Source organism: Kitasatospora sp. NPDC004272, from assembly GCF_053603035.1.
Map to the genome: position 1 here is coordinate 20,508 of NZ_JBSGET010000002.1, position 17,651 is coordinate 38,158.

16 protein-coding genes and 1 pseudogene are annotated in these 17,651 nt (G+C 76.4%); 3 read left to right on the forward strand and 14 right to left on the reverse strand.

What is annotated here, in order from left to right:
- Positions 1-55: 55 nt before the first annotated feature.
- The gene (locus ACWEO5_RS00895; protein WP_452158826.1) at positions 56-1,417 is read right to left on the reverse strand and encodes a diaminobutyrate--2-oxoglutarate transaminase family protein; all 1,362 of its coding nucleotides are present in this window, start codon (positions 1,415-1,417) and stop codon (positions 56-58) included.
- Positions 1,418-1,621: 204 nt separating this feature from the next.
- Between ACWEO5_RS00895 and ACWEO5_RS00900 the strand changes: the two genes are divergently transcribed.
- Positions 1,622-2,263 carry a class I SAM-dependent methyltransferase gene (locus tag ACWEO5_RS00900; protein WP_452158828.1) on the forward strand — a complete coding sequence of 214 codons (642 nt, stop codon included), beginning with the start codon at positions 1,622-1,624 and terminating at the stop codon, positions 2,261-2,263.
- On the opposite strand, the gene ACWEO5_RS00905 is transcribed toward ACWEO5_RS00900, so the two are convergent.
- Together ACWEO5_RS00905 and ACWEO5_RS00910 are read right to left on the reverse strand one after the other, a co-directional pair.
- Complete coding sequence (locus ACWEO5_RS00905; RefSeq protein WP_452158830.1) at positions 2,242-2,934, reverse strand: response regulator; 693 nt, start codon at positions 2,932-2,934, stop codon at positions 2,242-2,244. The genes ACWEO5_RS00900 and ACWEO5_RS00905 overlap by 22 nt on opposite strands.
- The gene (locus ACWEO5_RS00910) at positions 2,931-4,556 is read right to left on the reverse strand and encodes an ATP-binding protein (RefSeq protein WP_452158832.1); all 1,626 of its coding nucleotides are present in this window, start codon (positions 4,554-4,556) and stop codon (positions 2,931-2,933) included. Before ACWEO5_RS00910 ends, ACWEO5_RS00905 begins: the two co-directional genes overlap by 4 nt.
- Before the next feature lie 169 nt (positions 4,557-4,725).
- Here ACWEO5_RS00910 and ACWEO5_RS00915 point away from each other — a divergent pair, with 169 nt between their 5' ends.
- Complete coding sequence (locus ACWEO5_RS00915; RefSeq protein WP_452158834.1) at positions 4,726-6,117, forward strand: cation:dicarboxylate symporter family transporter; 1,392 nt, start codon at positions 4,726-4,728, stop codon at positions 6,115-6,117.
- Here ACWEO5_RS00915 and ACWEO5_RS00920 read toward each other — a convergent pair.
- The 4 genes from ACWEO5_RS00920 to ACWEO5_RS00935 form a co-directional block, all read right to left on the reverse strand.
- Positions 6,104-6,529: a hypothetical protein gene (locus tag ACWEO5_RS00920; protein WP_452158836.1), complete on the reverse strand. Its 426-nt coding sequence runs from the start codon at positions 6,527-6,529 to the stop codon at positions 6,104-6,106. The genes ACWEO5_RS00915 and ACWEO5_RS00920 overlap by 14 nt on opposite strands.
- Before the next feature lie 284 nt (positions 6,530-6,813).
- Positions 6,814-7,782: a hypothetical protein gene (locus tag ACWEO5_RS00925; protein WP_452158838.1), complete on the reverse strand. Its 969-nt coding sequence runs from the start codon at positions 7,780-7,782 to the stop codon at positions 6,814-6,816.
- Positions 7,783-7,840: 58 nt separating this feature from the next.
- Complete coding sequence (locus tag ACWEO5_RS00930; RefSeq protein WP_452158840.1) at positions 7,841-8,554, reverse strand: response regulator; 714 nt, start codon at positions 8,552-8,554, stop codon at positions 7,841-7,843.
- The gene (locus tag ACWEO5_RS00935; RefSeq protein WP_452158842.1) at positions 8,551-9,705 is read right to left on the reverse strand and encodes a sensor histidine kinase; all 1,155 of its coding nucleotides are present in this window, start codon (positions 9,703-9,705) and stop codon (positions 8,551-8,553) included. The genes ACWEO5_RS00930 and ACWEO5_RS00935 overlap by 4 nt, the downstream gene beginning before the upstream one ends.
- 210 nt (positions 9,706-9,915) lie before the next feature.
- On the opposite strand from ACWEO5_RS00935, the gene ACWEO5_RS00940 reads away from it, so the two are divergent.
- Positions 9,916-10,560: a DUF2306 domain-containing protein gene (locus tag ACWEO5_RS00940; protein WP_452158844.1), complete on the forward strand. Its 645-nt coding sequence runs from the start codon at positions 9,916-9,918 to the stop codon at positions 10,558-10,560.
- Positions 10,561-10,668: 108 nt separating this feature from the next.
- On the opposite strand, the pseudogene ACWEO5_RS00945 reads toward ACWEO5_RS00940, so the two are convergent.
- The 7 genes and pseudogenes from ACWEO5_RS00945 to ACWEO5_RS00975 form a co-directional block, all read right to left on the reverse strand.
- Positions 10,669-10,875, reverse strand: a pseudogene (locus tag ACWEO5_RS00945) (SDR family oxidoreductase); the annotation flags it as partial.
- A gap of 20 nt (positions 10,876-10,895) precedes the next feature.
- Positions 10,896-11,732, reverse strand: a complete 837-nt coding sequence (locus ACWEO5_RS00950; protein ID WP_452158846.1) for an alpha/beta fold hydrolase — start codon at positions 11,730-11,732, stop codon at positions 10,896-10,898.
- Positions 11,733-11,899: 167 nt separating this feature from the next.
- A complete protein-coding gene (locus ACWEO5_RS00955) occupies positions 11,900-13,132 on the reverse strand; it encodes an MFS transporter (RefSeq protein ID WP_452158849.1) in 1,233 nt (410 codons plus the stop codon).
- 266 nt (positions 13,133-13,398) lie between these two features.
- Positions 13,399-13,992, reverse strand: a complete 594-nt coding sequence (locus ACWEO5_RS00960; protein WP_344550904.1) for a GTP-binding protein — start codon at positions 13,990-13,992, stop codon at positions 13,399-13,401.
- Positions 13,973-14,398 (reverse strand): DUF742 domain-containing protein, encoded by a 426-nt coding sequence (locus ACWEO5_RS00965; protein WP_344550903.1) that lies wholly within the window; start codon positions 14,396-14,398, stop codon positions 13,973-13,975. The genes ACWEO5_RS00960 and ACWEO5_RS00965 overlap by 20 nt, the downstream gene beginning before the upstream one ends.
- Before the next feature lie 240 nt (positions 14,399-14,638).
- Entirely contained in the window at positions 14,639-15,040 is a 402-nt protein-coding gene (locus tag ACWEO5_RS00970; RefSeq protein WP_344550902.1) for a roadblock/LC7 domain-containing protein, read from the reverse strand.
- Entirely contained in the window at positions 15,037-17,541 is a 2,505-nt protein-coding gene (locus ACWEO5_RS00975) for a sensor histidine kinase (RefSeq protein ID WP_452158852.1), read from the reverse strand. The genes ACWEO5_RS00970 and ACWEO5_RS00975 overlap by 4 nt, the downstream gene beginning before the upstream one ends.
- Between the last annotated feature and the right edge of the window lie 110 nt (positions 17,542-17,651).

Below are 17,651 nucleotides of genomic sequence, written 5' to 3' on the forward strand. Positions count from 1 at the left end.
CTGCTGGATATCCGATTGGTCGTCATGTCCGTTGCCGGATCTGCTACTTGCCGCCTTACGGCTGCCGCATCGCGAACTCGACCGCTTCGCAGAGCCGTTCGAGCACGGCTTCGGCCTGCTCGTCGGTGATGGTGAGCGGCGGCAGCAGGCGCAGGACGGCGTCGTGGCGGCCGCCGAGTTCGACGATCAGGCCGCGGGCGAGGCAGGCTTCGCGGACCTTGACGGCGAGGCGCGGGTCGGCGGGGTGGGCGCCGCAGCTGTCGGGTTCGCCCGCGGGGTCGACGAGTTCGACGCCGAGCATCAGGCCGCGGCCGCGGACGTCGCCGATCACCGGGAGGCGGTCGCGGGCGCCGTCGAGGCGGGCGGCGATCCGGGCGCCGACGGTCTCGGCGCGGGCGACCAGGCCGTTGGCCGCGACGTACCGGAGGGTGGCGGCGCCGGCGGCCATGGCGAGGGTGTTGCCGCGGAAGGTGCCGGTGTGGGCGCCGGGCTGCCAGCCGTCGTACTCGTCGCGGTAGACCACGACGGCGAGCGGGAGGCTGCCGCCGATGGCCTTGGAGAGCACCATGGCGTCGGGTTCGACGCCGCTGTGCTCGACGGCCCACATCCGTCCGGTGCGGCCGACGCCGGTCTGCACCTCGTCGAGGATCAGCGGGATGCCGCGTTCGGCGGTGATCCGGCGCATCTCGCGCAGCCAGCCGTCGGGGGCGGGGACGACGCCGCCCTCGCCCTGCACGGCCTCCAGGATCATCGCGGCGGGCGGCAGCACGCCGCCGGACGGGTCGTCGAGCAGGCGCTCGGTGTAGGCGGCGGCGAGTTCGGCGCCGCGTTCGCCGCCGACGCCGAACGGGCAGCGGTAGGCGTACGGGTAGGGCAGCCGGGTGACTTCGCCGCCGCTGGGCAGCGGGGCCTTGACGGCGGTGTTGCCGGTGACGGCGAGAGCGCCGGCGGTCATGCCGTGGTAGGCGCCGGTGAAGGCGAGGGCGCCGCGCCGGCCGGTGGCGGTCTGCATGAGCTTGAGGGCGGCCTCGACGGCGTCGGTGCCGGCCGGGCCGCAGAAGTGGATCCGGGACCTGGCGGCGAACTTCTCCGGGAGGCTCTCCAGCAGGGCGGTGGTGAAGTCGTCCTTCTCGGCGGTGGCGAGGTCGAGCAGGTGCAGCGGGGCGCCGCTGTCCAGGGTGCGGCGGATCGCGTCGAGCACCACGGGGTGGTTGTGGCCGAGGGCGAGGGTGCCCGCGCCGGAGAGGCAGTCGAGGTAGCGGCGTCCGTCGGCGCCCTCCACGGTCATGCCGTTCGCGCGCACCGGGACGATCGGGAAGGACCGGGCGTAGGTGCGGGCGGCCGATTCGCGGATGCGCTGGCGGCGCAGGATCGCGTCGCCGGCCGGTGCGGCGGAGGTGCCGACGGTGAGGGTCACAGCAGGAGCTCCCTTGCAAAGTTAGGTGAGCCTAACCTTATCTCCGGGGGCTCGACGGATGCCGCCACCAGGCCCGTTGATCACCCGTCCGGGTGAGCGAATCCCCCGACCCGCTCCCCTGCCCGGCCCCCGCTGGACGCCCCCACCCCTCCAACGAGCCGCACCGCGACGGGTCACGGCCCGCCCCCGGGTAGCCTCCCGTCCATGGACACCCCGCCGCCCCCGCACGCCGCCGCCCACGCCCGCGAACTCGCCGACACCCGGGCCTTCTTCGCCGAACGCGCCGCCACCTGGGACAGCAAGTACCCGGACGACAGCCCGCGCTACGCCGCCGCGATCGCCGACACCGGCCTGGCCGCCGGGCAGTTCGTGATCGACGCGGGCTGCGGCACCGGCCGCGCCCTGCCGCTGCTGCGCGCCGCGGTCGGCCCGGCCGGCACCGTGCTCGGCGTCGACCTGACGCCCGAGATGCTGGAGCGGGCCGCCGCGCACCGGGCCGACGCCGCCCTGCTGCTGGCCGACTGCACCCGGCTGCCGCTGCCCGACGCGGTCGCCGACCTGGTGTTCGGCGCGGGCCTGGTCTCCCACCTGCCCGGCCCGGCCGCCGGACTGCGCGAACTCGCCCGGGTCACCCGCCCCGGCGGCCGGCTCGCCCTGTTCCACCCGCTCGGCCGGGCCGCGCTCGCCGCCCGCAAGGGCCGCCCGCTCACCCCCGACGACCTGCGCGCCCGCGAGCACCTCTTCCCGCTGCTGGCCGCGAACGGCTGGACCCCGCTGTCCTACACCGACGAACCGGCCCGCTACCTGGTGCTGGCGGACCGAGCTCAGCCCTCGCTCCAGCGGTAGCCGAGTTCGGGGCGGCCGACCTGGCCGTAGCGGGGTTCGCGGGTGGCGCGACCGGTGCCGACCAGGTGTTCCAGGTAGCGGCGGGCGGTGATCCGGGAGACGCCGGTGGCCTCGGCGGCGGTGGTGGCGGAGAGGCCGTCGGGGGCGGCGCGCAGGGCGGCGGCGAGGGTGGCCAGGGTGTCGGCGGCCAGGCCCTTGGGGAGGCTGCTGCGGTCGCTGCCGCGGAGCAGGGCGAGCGCCCGGTCGACCTCGTCCTGGCCGAGCGCCTGGCCGGGGCGGTCCAGGTTGGCCCGGTAGCGGGCGTACTGGTGCAGGCGCTCGGCCAGTGCGGCGGCGCCGAAGGGCTTGAGCAGGTACTGGACGACGCCCGCGCTGACCGCCCGGCGGACCACGGCGAGGTCGCGGGCGGAGGTGACCGCGATGACGTCGGCGCCGTGCCCGGCGGCGCGCAGCGCGGCGCACAGTTGCAGGCCGTGGCCGTCGGGGAGGTAGAGGTCGAGCAGGATCAGGTCGACCGGGGCGTGCGCGTCCAGGGCGCGCAGCGCGGCGGCCCGGGAGTGCGCGACGGCGGCGACCGCGAAGCCGGGGGTGCGGGCGACGTAGCGGGCGTGCGCGTCGGCGGCGACCGGGTCGTCCTCCACCACCAGGACGCGGATGGGCTGTCCGGTCACGGGGCGGGGTCCGTTCCGGTGCGCTGGAGCGGGAGCCGGACGGTGAGCACGGCGCCGGGCCCGTCCTGCCGGTCGATCCGGACCTCGCCGCCGTTGCGGCGGGCGGTCTGGGCGACCAGGGCGAGGCCGAGGCCGCGGCCGTGCTGCTTGGTGGTCCAGCCGCGGCGGAAGACGTCCGCGGCGGCGGCGGGGTCGACGCCGGGGCCGGTGTCGGCGACCCGCAGCAGCAGGTGGCCGTCCTCGGTGCGGGCGGTGACCGCGACCGCGGGGGCGGCGTGGGCGGCGTTCTCGATCGCCGCGTCCATCGCGTTGTCGAGCAGGTTGCCGAGCAGGGTGACCAGGTCGCGCGCGGTGAGGCGGTCGGGCAGCACGCCGTCGTCGATCCGGCTGTCCGCGGTGAGCGCGAGGTCGACGCCGCGTTCGGCGGCCTGCGCGGCCTTGCCCAGCAGCAGGGCGGCCAGCACGGGTTCGGCGACGGCGCCGACCACCTGGTCGGTGAGCCGCTGGGCCAGGGCGAGTTCGGCGGTGGCGAACTCCACGGCCTCGCGGTGGCGGCCGAGTTCGATCAGCGAGACGACGGCGTGCAGCCGGTTGGCGGCCTCGTGGGCCTGCGCGTCGAGGGCCGCCGCGATGCCGCGGACGTTGTCCAACTCGCCGGTGAGCCCCTGCAGTTCGGTGTGGTCGCGGAGGGTGACCACGCTGCCCAGGCCGGGTCCGACCGGGGAGGTGTTGAGCAGTACGACGCGTTCGGCGGTCAGGTGCACCTCGTCCCGGACGGGGTCGCCGCTCTCCAGCGCCCGGGTGAGCGACCCCGGAAGGTCGAGCTGACGGACCGTCAACCCGTCGGTGTCGTCGTCCAGTCGGAGGAGTTCGCGGGCCGCGTCGTTGCACAGCAGGACGCGGTGCTCGCGGTCGAGCAGCACCAGCCCCTCGCGGACGGAGTGCAGCGTCGCCTGGTGGTAGTCGTACAGGTGGGCGAGCTGTTCGGCGTCCATGCCGTGGGTGTGCCGGCGCAGCCGGGCGGCGAGCAGGTAGCTGGCGGTGGCGCCGAGGGCGAGCGCGGCGGTGGCGACGCCGGTGAGGGCGAGCAGCGGGGCGCGCAGCCGGGCGGTGATGCTGTCGACGGTGATGCCCGCGCTGACCAGGGCGACCACGTGCTGCTCGCCGTCCAGGACGGGGGTGACCACCCGGACGGACGGGCCGAGGGTGCCGGTGTACGTCTCGTGCTGGGTCCGCCCGGCGCGGGCCCGGTCGGTGTGGCCGAGGAAGGGCAGGCCGATCCGGGCCGGGTCGGGGTGGGTCCAGCGGATGCCGTCCGGGTCCATCACGGTGACGAAGTCGACGCCGGTGTCGGTGCGGACCCGTTCCGCGTACGGCTGCAGGACGGCGCTGGGGTCGGGCCCGGCGGCGGCCTCCCGGACGGCGGGGGTGTCGGCGACGGCGAGGGCGACGGCGGTGGCCTGCCGCAGCGCGGCGTCCTCGGCGCGCTGCGCGGTGAACAGGTAGGCCAGGACGGCGCCGCCCGCGACCACGGCGGCGACGATCACCACCTGGACGGCGAACAGCCGCCCGGCCAGGCTGCGCCGACGGCGGTGCGGCGGCGGGCCGCTGGTCGAGTGCATGCCGACCAGTGTGCACGGCCGGGGCCGGTGCGCCGAAGGGCCGGGGCGGCGGCGTGAACGCTATGACCGCAAGCGTGCCCCGGCCGCGTCCGGGCCGGATAGTCGGGCCGCGGCCCGCCACCCGTCGGGCCCGATCCCCCACCGCGCCTACGGCGAAGGAGCCGCGAGCATGCAGCCGACCCAGCAGGGAGCGCCGTCCGGCGCGCGGAAGTCCGGGACCGGGAGGTCGGACCGCACCCACTACCTGTACCCGGCGGTGATCGCCGCGGTGGTCGCGGGCGTGGTGGTGGGCCTGGCGGCGCCGGGGTTCGCGGTGGAACTGAAGCCGGTGGGCACCGGGTTCGTCAACCTGATCAAGATGATGATCTCCCCGGTGATCTTCTGCACGATCGTGCTGGGCGTCGGCTCGGTCACCAGGGCGGCGAAGGTCGGCCGGGTCGGCGGCCTGGCGCTGGGCTACTTCCTGCTGACCTCGACGGTGGCGCTCGGCATCGGCCTGCTGGTCGGCAACCTGCTGGAGCCCGGCAGCGGGCTGCACCTGACCGCGGCGCTCGCCAAGTCCGGCCACGCGCAGGCCGCGGCGGGCGCGGAGTCGACCACCGACTTCCTGCTCGGGATCGTCCCGACCACCCTGGTGTCCGCCCTGACCGCGGGCCAGGTGCTGCAGACCCTGCTGGTGGCGCTGCTGGTCGGCTTCGCCCTGCAGGCGATGGGCGCGACCGGGGCGCCGGTGCTGCGCGGGGTGGAGCACCTGCAGAAGCTGGTGTTCAAGGTGATGTCGATGATCATGTGGGTGGCGCCGGTGGGCGCGTTCGGCGCGATGGCGGCGGTGGTCGGGGCGACCGGCACGGCCGCGCTGAGGAGCCTCGCCGTGATCATGATCGGCTTCTACCTCACCTGCGTGCTGTTCGTGGTCGTGGTGCTCGGCCTGCTGCTGCGGCTGACCGCCGGGGTGAACGTGTTCGCGCTGCTGCGCTACCTCGGGCGGGAGTTCCTGCTGATCCTCTCCACCTCCTCCTCGGAGAGCGCCCTGCCCCGGCTGATCGCCAAGATGGAGCACCTCGGGGTGAGCCGCCCGGTGGTCGGCATCACCGTGCCGACCGGCTACAGCTTCAACCTGGACGGCACCGCGATCTACCTCACCATGGCGTCGATCTTCGTCTCGGAGGCGATGGACAAGCCGATGTCGCTGGGCGAGCAGCTCTCGCTGCTGCTGTTCATGGTGCTCGCCTCCAAGGGTGCCGCGGGCGTGACCGGCGCGGGCCTGGCCACCCTGGCCGGCGGCCTCCAGTCGCACCGGCCGGAACTCGTCGACGGCGTCGGCCTGATCGTCGGCATCGACCGCTTCATGTCGGAGGCCCGGGCGCTCACCAACTTCGCGGGCAACGCCGTCGCCACCGTCCTGATCGGGCACTGGACCGGCGAACTCGACCGGGCCCGGCTGGCGTCCGTGCTCTCCGGCGCGCTCCCCTACGACGAGGGGGCCGCGGCCGCGCCGACCGTCGAACTGCCCGCGCAGGGCGGCGCACCGGCCGCGGAACGGCCCGTCACCGGCTCCTGAGCCACTCCATGTACGGCGGGCCGAACGGCCAGCGCGGCATCGGCTCGCAGTCCGGCTCCACCCCCGCCGGCACCTCCGCCGGGGCGCCCATCCCGTACGCGTACAGCGCGGCCAGCGCGTAGCCGACCAGCAGCAGCACCGGCCACAGCCACCAGGAACTGCCCTTCAGCCGGGCCAGCGGGGTCGCGACCAGCAGCATCACCACCACGCAGACCGCCATCACCGCCGTCTTCGGCCAGAACCGGCCCGGCAGCGACTCGTCGCTCTGCGCCAGGCACCACCGCCACGCCTCGCCGGAGAGACCGCTGCCGCGCAGCGCCGCCCACACCCCGAACGCCACCGCCAACGGCACCCAGGCGCAACCGTTCGCCGGCACCCGCCAGCCCTTCCAGTCCAGCACCCTCGTCCCCATCGGACCTCCGCTCGTGTGATCAACAACCTCCACGCGGACGGGGGTTCGACGGTTCCACCGCCAGGGGCGCACGAGTGCGCGCATTCAGGGGCTCGGGGAACGGCGAGGCCGTGGCTGCTGGGGGTGCACTGCCGTTGCGTGCGTGGGCTTCTGGTTCTGTTCACTACACGCAGCAGCACGGTCCTTCGATGGGCTCCGGCCACCAGCAGCATCGACTCGCCGTTCCCCGAGCCCCTGTCGGGGCTCTCTGGCGGGGCTCTCGGTCAGGGCTCTCTGGCGGGGCTCTACGCGGGTTCGGGGGTGGTGCCGGAGAGGGCCCAGGCGAGGCCGGTGGCGGGGTCTTCGAGGGCGAGGTGGAGGTGGCGGAGGTCGTCGGCGGGTTCGGTCCAGGCGAGGCAGTGCAGGCGGGCGACCAGGGCGTCGGCGGCGGAGCGGTCGGGGGCGGGGGCGCCGTCCATCGCGGCGAGCAACTGCCAGACGGCGAGCCGTCCTTGGGCCGCGCCGCGGTCGGCGCGGGCGGAGGCGAGGTGGACCAGGGCGGGGTAGAGGGCGGCGAACGGCAGTCGGCCGCCGGTGACTTCGGGGCCGCCGGCGAGCTGGGCGGCGGCGTCGGTGGCGCGGCCGCGGACGCACACGGCGGTGGTCCAGTCGGAGAGCCCGGCGAGCGCGGCGGTGGCCGCGCCTCCGGTCAACCTGGCTCCGGGGTTGGGGAGTTCGAGGACGGCGAGGCCCTCGCGGGTGGGTGGGGCGAGGTGCAGGGCGCGGCGGGCGCCGCCGCCCGGGAGGTACTCGCGGACCCTGGTGTCGCGTTCCCAGCCGCCGTCCTCCCAGGGCAGCAGCCGGTAGGGGACTCCGCCCTCGTCGGGGGCGTCGTCGCCGGGGTCCTCGCCGAGCAGGGCGCGGGTGTGGGCGGCGAGGCGGCGGATCTCGGGGGGCAGCGGCAGCGCGTCCAGGGCGGGGCGGGGGTGGCGGGTGGCCAGCACCTCCCAGAGCGGTCCGGCGTCGTGGTCGGCGGCGGTCGCGGGGGCGCCCGGCCCGCCGTCGGGGTCGAACAGCCGGGCGGCGAGGGCGGCGGGGGCGCCGTACGCGACCAGGTGGCCGAGCGGCCCGGCCAGCGGGTCGTCCAGCGCCCTGGCCAGCCGGAAGCGCTCCAGCAGCTCGTCCCACCGGCCCTGCTCGGCGAGCCGCCGCCCGGACGGGCCCCACCCGTAGCGCAGCGGCCGCGCGGGCCCCGGCCCGTTCTCCACGATCATCCGCTCAATGTACGACCGCGTCGGCGCGAGAACCTGACACCCTGTCAGTGGCGGAGTGTCACGGAGCGCCGGGCCCGGAGGGGTGCTGCGGCGTCCCGGGCCGCGACGCCATCAGCCCGTGCCGGTACGCGGCGGCCACCGCCTGCGAGCGGTCGCGCGCACCGAGCTTGCCGAGGATCCGCTTGACGTGCGTCTTCACGGTGGACTCGGCGAGGTGCAGCAGCGCGGCGATCTCCTCGTTGGGGTGCCCCTCGGCGGCCAGCCGCAGCACCTCGCGCTCGCGGACGGTGAGCGCCGCCAGCGGACCCGGACCGGCCGGGGACGGCTCCGTCGCCGGCGCGGGCGCGGCCAGCAGGTGGCCGAGCAGGTCGCGGGTGACCGCCGGGTCGAGGACGGCCTCCCCCGCCGCGACCGCGTGCACGGCGTCGATCAGCCGTTCCGGCGAGGCCCGCTTGAGCAGGAACCCGGCGGCCCCGGCCCGCAGCGCGCCCCACACGTACGCGTCGTGGTGGAAGGTGGTCAGCACCAGCACCCGGCTCGGCGTGCCCGCCAGTCGGCGGGTGGCCTCGACGCCGTCGCAGCCGGGCATCCGGACGTCCATCAGGACCACGTCGGGCCGCAGTTCGCGGGCGAGTTCGACGGCCCGCAGCCCGTCCCCGGCCTGGCCGACCACCTCGATCCGGTCGGCGGTCCCCAGCACCACGGCCAGGCCGGCCCGCAGCAGCGGGTCGTCGTCGGCGATCAGCACCCGGACGGGCGCGGCGGCGCTCACCGCTCGTCCCCGAGCGGGAGGACGACCCGGACCAGGAAGCCGCCGTTCGGTCCGAGCCCGTGCTGGACGGCGCCGTTCAGGCGGGCCGCGCGCTCGGCCATGCCGGTCAGGCCGCGCCCGGGGCGGTGGCCGGGCGGCGGCCCGGAGCCGTCGTCCGCGACCTCGATCAGGGTGCCACCGTCCCGCCGGACGACCCGGACGGTGGCGTGCCCGGCCCCGGAGTGCCGCAGCGCGTTGGTCAGCGCCTCCTGGACCACCCGGTACGCGCAGCGGTCCTGCTCGGGGGGCAGCGGCGGGGTGTCGCAGTGCAGGGCGACGGCCAGTCCGGCCTGCGCCATCCGCTCGGTCAGCCGCGGGAGTTCGGCGATGCCCGGCTCGAAGTCCGCGGTGCCGTCCGGCAGTCGGGGTCCGGTGCCGCGCAACAGGCCCAGCACCCGGTCGAGTTCGCCGAGCGCGTCGTTGCCGGTCCGTTCCATCTCCACCAGCAGTTCGCGGCTGCGCTCCGGGGTGCGGTCGATCAGCCGGCGGGCCGCGCCGGCCTGCACCAGCATCAGGTTCAGCGAGTGCCCGACCAGGTCGTGCACCTCGCGGGCGATCCGGTTGCGCTCCTCCGCGAGCAACTCCGCCCGGGCGCGCCGCCGTTCGGCGGCCTGCTCGGCCAGCCGGTACGCGCCGGACCAGCCGAACGCCCACACCGCCAGCCACACCGCCAGCACGCCCACCGGCATCACCACCTCGACGTCCTGCCCGGCGAAGTACCCCGCCACCCCGAGCACCACCAGCGGCGGCCCCCACCACCCCCGCCCCCGGCCCCCGTACCGGCCGACCGCGTACGCCCCCAGCAGGTTCGCGTACGGGGAGATCGGGCTCGGCACGACGGCCTGCGACTCGACCGTCAGCGCCAGCGTCGCCAGCAGGTACGCCGCCAGCGGGGCCCGGCGGCGGGCCGCCACCGCGACGGCGAGCAGCCCGGTCAGGGCCAGCGCGTACGGCATCCGGCCGCCGGTCCGGCCCGCCGCCCCCAGCCGCTCGACCAGCATCGCGACGAACAGCACGACGGCGGGCACGGCGTCCGCGAGCGGGGCCGGGACCCGGCCCGAGAGCCTCGCGAGGGCGGGGAGCCGGAGTCTGCCGGCGACGGTGGTCGACATCGTGCGGGTTCCTCGGTACTGGTGGGGACGGGGGCGGGACGGGGCCGGGAGCCGGGCCGACCGGGGAGAACCTACCCGACCCGGCCGGCCCCCGACCCCGGCGTCCACCCGGCTCCGGGACGGATCCGGGTCCCTACCCCACCTGGGGTACCCCGCCGCACCCCGCCGGGGGGACGTCGCAGGTCAGGGCCGGTCCGTAGCGTCCTCGCCATGACACCCCACCGTCCCGCCGCGATCGAACTCCCCACCGCCGCGCGGAAGTCCGGCGCCCTGCGACGGGCCGGGCGGATCTCCGTCGCCACCCTCGCGCTGCTCGTCGCCGCCGTCTCCGCCCGCTACTTCACCCTCGACCCCGACACCTTCCTCGCCGACCAGCGCGCCGTCTACCTCGCCCACCTCGCGCCGCTCCTGCTGCACATCGGCGGCGGCGTCACCGCGATCTCCCTCGGCCTGCTCCAGTTCCTCCCCGGCCTGCGCGCCCGCCGCCCCGCCCTGCACCGCTGGACCGGCCGCGGCTACGTGCTGGCCGCCGCCGCGACCGGCCTCGGCGGCCTCCTGATCGCCCCGCACGGCCTCTACCCCCCGGTCGCCCCGCTCGGCTTCACCGCGCTCGCCGTCCTCACTCTCGCCACCACCGCCCTCGGCCTCCACCACGCCCGGCACGGCCGGATCCCCGCCCACCGCCGCTGGATGCTCCGCTCCTACGCCCTGATGTTCACCGCCGTCACCTTCCGCCTCTGGCTCCTCGCCCTCGGCCCGACCGGCCTCCCCGCCGCCGCGGTCTACGCCTCCGGCGCCTGGGCCGCCTGGATCGTCAACCTGGCCGTCGCGGAACGGCTGCTGCGGAGGTCGTAGGCACCCGCGCGGGCGGGCCGGGGCCCGGCAGGTCCCGATGAACGGCTCGGCGGATCCGCTCGCCGGGCGGTTCGGCGGGTCCGCCCGGCGGGCGCGGGTGCGCCGCCCTCAGATCTGGTTCAGCCCCCCGTCGACGTACAGGTTCGAACCGGTGATGAAGCTGCTCTGCCCGGAGGCCGGGAAGAGCACGGCGGCGGCGATCTCCTCCGGGCGGGCCGGCCTCCCCAGCGGCACCTGGCCGGCCAGGTACTGCTGGAACTGCGCCGTCTGCTCCGGGTCGGCCCGGAGCCCGGCCGGGCCGGGGGTGTCGGTCGGCCCGGGGGCGACAGGCCCCGCTAGAGCCCGAGCATCGCCGCGGCCACCTCCTCGGCCGCCGAAGCGGGCAGCGCCCCCGCGGCGTCCAGCACGAGCAGCCGCGCCCCCGGGATCTCGCGGGCCAGCGCCTCGGCGTTGCCGACCGGGAAGAAGCGGTCGCGACGGCCGTGCACGACCAGGGTGGGGAGGTCGAGGCCGGGGAGGCGTTCGCGCCAGCGGGGGGTGCAGTCGAGTCGGGAGAACACCACGCCGAGCTGGTTGGCCAGCTGCACCGGGGGTTCGGTGCCGGGCGTGCGGTCCCAGATCCGGGCGGCGGTGGCCCGGGCCGCGACGGGATCGTCGCCGAGGATCTCCGCTCCGGCGGCGACGAACCCGGCGACCGCCGCCCGGTCCGTCCAGTCGGGCATCGGACGGGAGAACAGCCGGCCCGTCGTCGCCTTGTCGTGGTCGGGCAGGTCCGGGTCGACCGGGCCGGGGGCGACCGGGCGGGTGCCGACCAGGGTGAGCGCCGAGAACGCCTCCGGGTGGTCGAGCGCCGCCACCTGGGCGACCATCCCGCCGACCCCGATCCCGGCGAGGTGCGCGGGGCCCCCGCCGAGCGCGGCGGCGAGGGCGGCCGCGTCGGCGGCGAGGGTGCGCAGCGTGTAACCGGGCGCCTGCGGGTCGGCGCCCTCCGACTCCCCGCTGTCGCGCAGGTCGTAGCGCACCGCGTGGCGGCCGCCGGCGGCGAGGCGTTCGCACAGCGCGTCCGGCCAGGAGAGCATCGTGGTCCCGCCGACCAGCAGGACGAGGGGGGCCCGACGGTCGCCGAAGGACTCGACGCCGAGGGTCGTTCCGTTCACCTGGATTCGTGTCATGCCGGGTTGGACGGGTCCCGCCGCCGGAACTCATCGGGAGGAGGTGGGATCAGCGGCTCGGGGAACGGCGAGGCCCCGGCTGCGAGCGGTGCACTGCCGGAGCGCGCATCGGCTTCCGGTTCCGTTCACGGCACGCAGCAGCACGAACCTCCGATGGGCTCCGGCCGTCAGCAGCACGGCCCCGCCGTTCCCCGGGCCCCTGATTTCGCACCCGATCCCCCGGATGCACCGGGCTGCCGCCTGCCCCGGAGGGCGAGCGCGGCGAGGGGCGGGGTCGCGGCGAGGAGGAGGCAGGTGGGGAGCGGGAGGTGGGTGAGCAGGGCGCCGGTGAGGGCGGTGGCGGCGGAGCTTCCGGCGTTGAAGGAGGTGTTGACCCAGGCTCCGGCGCGGGTGCGTTCGGCGGGGGCGGCGAGTTCGTCGGTGAGCAGGTAGGCGGTGGTGAGGGCGGGGGCGACGGCGAGGCCGGCCAGGGCGGCGACGGCGGTGAGGGCCGGGAGGGTGGGGGCGAGGGCGGCGAGGGCGAGGGCGGTGCCGAGGACGGCGGTGAGGACGGTGAGCCGGGTCGCGGCGGGCGCGCGCCAGTTGACCGCGCCGAGGACGAGTCCGCCCGTCGCGCTGCCCGCGGCCAGCGCGGCCTCGACCCAGGCGACGCCCGCGGGGCGGCCGTGCCGGCTGGCGAAGACCACCGCGAGCAGCGAGAACGCGGCGAGGCCCGCGCCGGCGCCGGCCGCGGCGGAGAGCGGCTGGCGGGCCCGGGCGAGCAGTTCGCGGGTGCCGGAGCGGGCCGCGGGGGCGGTGCTGCCGCGGGTGGCCGCGGGAACGGCGACGGCGGCGAGGGCGAGCGTTCCGGTGAGGGCGAGGACCGCGCTGAGCAGCAGTCCGACGGCGGGGCGGGCCGTGGTGGCGAGCAGTCCGGCGAGCAGCGGGCCGGTGACGTAGAGGAGCTCCTCGGCGACGGTGTCCAGGCTGTAGGCGCGGCGGCGCAGTTCGGGATCGGTGGCGAGGATGCTCCACTGCGCCCGGGTGACCGGGCCGAGCGGTGGGGCGAGCACGCCGGCCGCGGCCGCGAGGCCCAGCAGGACGGGGTAGGGGGTGCCGGGCCGCCAGGTCGCGGCGGCCAGCACGAGCAGGACGGCCGCGTACCCGGCGGCCATCGGCGGCAGGGTGCGCCGGGGGCCGTACCGGTCGACGAGTCCGGCGCGGGGCGGGAAGAGCAGGACGCTGACCGCGGAGAAGACGGCCATCAGCCAGCCGGCCCGGGCGTACGAGCCGGTGGTGGCGGCGGTGGCGAGGAGCAGGGAGAGCGGGACGGTGCCGTAGGAGAGGCGGCCGAGCAGGGCGGCGGGGATCAGCCGGGCGGCGCCGGGTGCGCGCAGCACGGCCAGGTAGGACGTAGCCATGGCGAGAAGGGGTTCCTCAACGGTGACGGCGCGGAGTGCGCCGGTGGACGGGGACGCCGAAGGGACCGCGACGCCGGGTGCGGCGTGCGGTCGCGGTGCGGGTCCTAGTCACGGGAGAGGAACACGGCCGCCATGCTACGGGGTCCGGCCCGGGCCCGGCCCGGGACTTCCCCCGGCCCGGGCCCGAACGGGAAGGGCGGCCGGGCCGGCCCCGGGCGGGAAGGACGGCCGGGCGGGAGCGGCGGGCCGGGCCGGGCCGGGCCGGGTCAGCTGCGGGTCTGGGCGAGCACCCGGGCCGCGTGCACCTTTCCGGCGTGTTCGACCAGGCTGATCAGGACGTCCTTGCCGGAGGCGCGTTCGCGGGCGTCGCAGAGCACCACGGGGGTCGCGGTGTCGAGGTCCAGCGCCCGGGAGACGTCCGCGGGTTGGAAGGAGCGGCTGCCCTCGAAGCGGTTGACGGCGACCACGAAGGGGATGCCGCGGTGCTCGAAGAAGTCGACGGCGGGGAAGCAGTCGGTGAGGCGGCGGGTGTCGGCCAGGACGACGGCGCCGAGGGCGCCCTGGGCGAGTTCGTCCCAGAGGAACCAGAAGCGGTCCTGCCCGGGGGTGCCGAAGAGGTAGACCGACAGGCCCTCGCGGATGGTGATCCGGCCGAAGTCCATCGCCACCGTGGTGGTGGTCTTGCGTTCGACCCCGCCGAGGTCGTCGACGTCGGTCCCGGCCGCGGTCAACTGCTCCTCGGTGCGCAGGGGTTTGATCTCGCTGACGGCCCCGACCAGGGTGGTCTTGCCGACGCCGAAGCCCCCGGCGACCAGGATCTTCAGGGCGAGGTCGGTGCTGTCAGAGGGCGCGAAGCCCATGGATGACCTCCTGGAGGATGTGTTCGTGCGGGAGGAGGGCGGGCGGGACGGGTCGGCTGACCCGGATGTGCTCGGCGTCCAGCAGGTCGCCGAGCAGCACCCGGACCACGCCCAGCGGCAGGTCGAGGTCGGCGGCGATCTCGGCGACGGACAGCGCGTTGCCCCGGCAGATCTCCAGGATGGCGATCTGCTCGGGGCCGACCGGCAGCCCCGTCGGGTCGGGGATGTCGGTGACGACCAGGGCGATCAGGTCGAAGGGCTGGCCGGGCCGGGTCCGCCCCTTGGTGAGGGCGTAGGGGCGGACCATCGGCCCGGCGTCCTCGTCGTACCACTGGACGGGGCGCTCGGGCGGCGGCGGGTAGCCGAACGGGGTGCCGGGCAGGTACTCCCGGGGCGGGTAGGCCATCGGCTAACTCCCCCTTCTCGATCGGGTGTTCGGGGCTTCTGGGTCTAGTGCCGCGTCAGGCGACCTTTGCCGTGAAGGAGCGGCTCCCCCAGCCCCGAGGAGGGCTGGGAGGTGCCCCCTTGGCGCGTGCTGTCGGCGTGCCGGCCGGAAGCCCTCGTACTGGATGTACTCGGGTTTTCGGCCGGTGCGGCGAGAGTGCGTGCCGGGGGTCGCGACGGGCGAAGGTCGCCTGACGCGGCGCTAGTAACCGCGCGGGGCGGCGTGCAGGTGTTCGCCGACCCGGCGGACCAGGCGGGCCATCTCGTAGGCGACCAGGCCGAGGTCGGCGTCGGGTTCGGCGAAGACGGCCAGGCAGGAGCCCTGCCCGGCGGCCGCGACGAACAGGTAGCCGCGTTCCAACTCGACCATGGTCTGGCGTACTTCGCCGCCGTCGAAGTGCCGTCCGGCGCCCTTGGCCAGGCTGTGGAAGCCGGAGGCGACGGCGGCCAGGTGTTCGGCGTCCTCGCGGCCGAGGCCGGTGGAGTTGCCCATCGGCAGGCCGTCTGCGGAGAGCATGACGGCGAACCTGACCCGGGCGGTCCGGGTGGCCAACTCGTCGAGGAGCCAGTTGAGTTCGCCGCTCTGGCGGGTGGTGCCGATCATCGGGCACGGTCTCCTCTGTCGAAGGGGGTGTCGTCCGGTGCGGGGCCCCGGCCGCGCTGCCAGCCCTGCTGGAAGGCGGTCATCGCGGAGCGGGCCTGTTCGGGGTCGCGGTCGGCGGGTTCGGCGGGGCGCAGCCCGGGCCGGGGCGGTTCGGGGGCGTCGCGCAGTTGTGGGGCGAGGCTGGCCTGCCGCACCCGGCGCGGGAGTTCGTCCTCCTGCTCGGCGGGCAGCGCGAGCGAGGGCAGCGCCGGTACGGGCGGTGCCTGCACGGTCGGCACCGGTGCGGGCGGCGCCACCGGAACCGGCCGCGGGACCGACGGCGGGGCCGGGGCCGGCCGCGGGGCGCCCAGTGGGCCGGCTGCGGGCGCGGGGGTCGGCGGCAACGGCCGGGCGGTCGGGGGGAGTTCCGGGACGGTGACCAACTCCCTTGCTTCCGGCCGGGGTTCGCTCTCGCGCTGGTCGAGCAGCTCGGTCGGCAGCAGCACGATCGCGGTGGTGCCGCCGTACGCGGAGGGGCGCAGCGAGACCTTGACGCCGTGCCGCTTGGCGAGGCGGCTGACCACGAACAGGCCGAGGCGGTCGCTGTCGAAGAGGTCGACCTGCTCGCTGGCGTCGATCCGCCGGTTGGCGTCGGCGAGGGCTTCGGGGCCCATGCCCAGGCCGCGGTCCTCGATCTCCAGGGCGTAGCCGTTGCCGACCGCCTCGCCGCGGATCTGCACCTTGGTGTGCGGGGGCGAGAACCCGGTGGCGTTCTCGACGAGTTCGGCGACCAGGTGGGTGAGGTCGGCGACGGCGGGGCCGGTGACGGCCGCGTACGGGAGGCGGTGGACGTCGACCCGGGCGTACTCCTCGACCTCGGCGACGGCGGCCCGGACCACGTCGGTGAGCGGGACGGGCTTGCGCCAGGCGCGGCCGGGGGCGGCGCCGGAGAGGATGATCAGGCCCTCGGCGTGCCGGCGCATCCGGGTGGTGAGGTGGTCGAGCCGGAACAGGTCGTCGAGTTCGGCCGGGTCCTCGGTGCGGCGCTCCATGGCGTCCAGCAGGGTGAGTTGGCGGTGCACCAGGACCTGGCTGCGGCGGGCCAGGTTGACGAAGACGCCGGAGACGCCGGAGAGCACCTCGGCGCGTTCGACGGCGGCGGTGACGGCGGCCCGCTGGACGCTGTCGAGGGCGTGGTGGACCTGGCCGATCTCGTCGCCGCCGTGGTCGCGCGGCGGCACCTCGGCGTCCACGTCGACCTCCTCGCCGGCCCGCAACCGCCGCATGGTGGCCGGGAGTTTGCGTCCGGCGAGTTCGAGCGCGGAGTTGCGCAGGGCGTGCAGTTCGGCGACCAGGCCGCGGCCGATCTGGACCGAGATCAGCAGCGAGGCGAGGACCGCGACCAGGCCGAGCAGCACGGTGGCGCCGGAGGTGCTGAACAGGCCCAGCGCGTAGGGGTTCGCGCGTTCGGCGGCGGCCGCGCCGGCCTGCCGCTCGACTCCGGCCAGGGCGCGCGCGACGGTGTCGGTGACGGCGGCCCAGCGGGTGTCGGAGACCGACTGCAGGGCCGCGGCCGGGTCTGCGGCGATGGTCAACTGTTCTTCGTAGCGCCGGAGTTCCTGGTACTCCGGGCTGCCGGTGACGGCGGCCAGCGCGGTGCGGTCGGCGGGGCGCAGGTCGGGGGCGGCGGCCTGCTCGAACTGGGCGCGGGCGTAGCCGGCCTGGACGATCTGCCGGTACTGCGCCTCGGCGAGCTGGCCGGTGCGCTGGGCTGAGCTCAACAGGGCTTCCTCGCGGGCGAGTTGCTCCCGGGAGCGGGCGAATTCGAGCAGCACCCGGGCGTCCGCGGCGACCCGGTGGTCCTGGAGGGCGGTGAGCGCGCCGGTCGCGGTGAGGGCGTCGTCCACGGCGGCGGTGTAGACGGTGTAGGCGTCGCTCCAGGAGACGCCGTGCGCCAGCACTTTGCCGCGCAGCGCGGGAAGGGCGCCGACCACCCGGCCGAGGGTGTCGAGGCGGTCGGCGGCCTCGGGGCCGAGCCCTTCGGCGTCGGCCCGGTTGTAGCCGGGGGCGAGGGTGAGCGGGGCGGCGGCCCGGTCGGTGTCCTGTCCGGCGGCGCGCAGCGCGGCCTCCCGGTCGGGGCCGGGGGCGGCCAAGTACTGCCCGGCGGCGGCGCGTTCGGCCTGCAGGGCGGTGACCGTGCGGTCCAGGGGGGTGCGCAGCCGGGCGTCGACGCCCTTGATCCGCAGCAGGTCCCAGACGTCCCCGGCGGCGGTGACGGTGGCGAACGCCCACAGCGCCATCACGGACACCACGGGGACCATCAGCACGGCGACGATCCGGGCCCGGACGGTGCGCGGCCGCAGGCCGACCCGGGCGGACACCGGGAGGGTGAGCGGCGTCTCGTCGGCGGGCGGTCCGGCGTGCGCCCCGCGCCGGGGGGTGCCGGGCCGGGTGCGGGCGGGTCCGCGCGGGGTGCTGGGGGCGGGCGGTCCGCTGCGGGAGGTGCCTCGGCTTGCGCGCATGGGTGTGGCGGCCTTTCGGGCTACGGGGCGGGGGGCCGCGGGCGGTGCGGGCCGTGGGCGGTGCGGGCCGGACCGGCCGCGGCAGGGCCCGGGCGGGGCGGGGCAGGGCC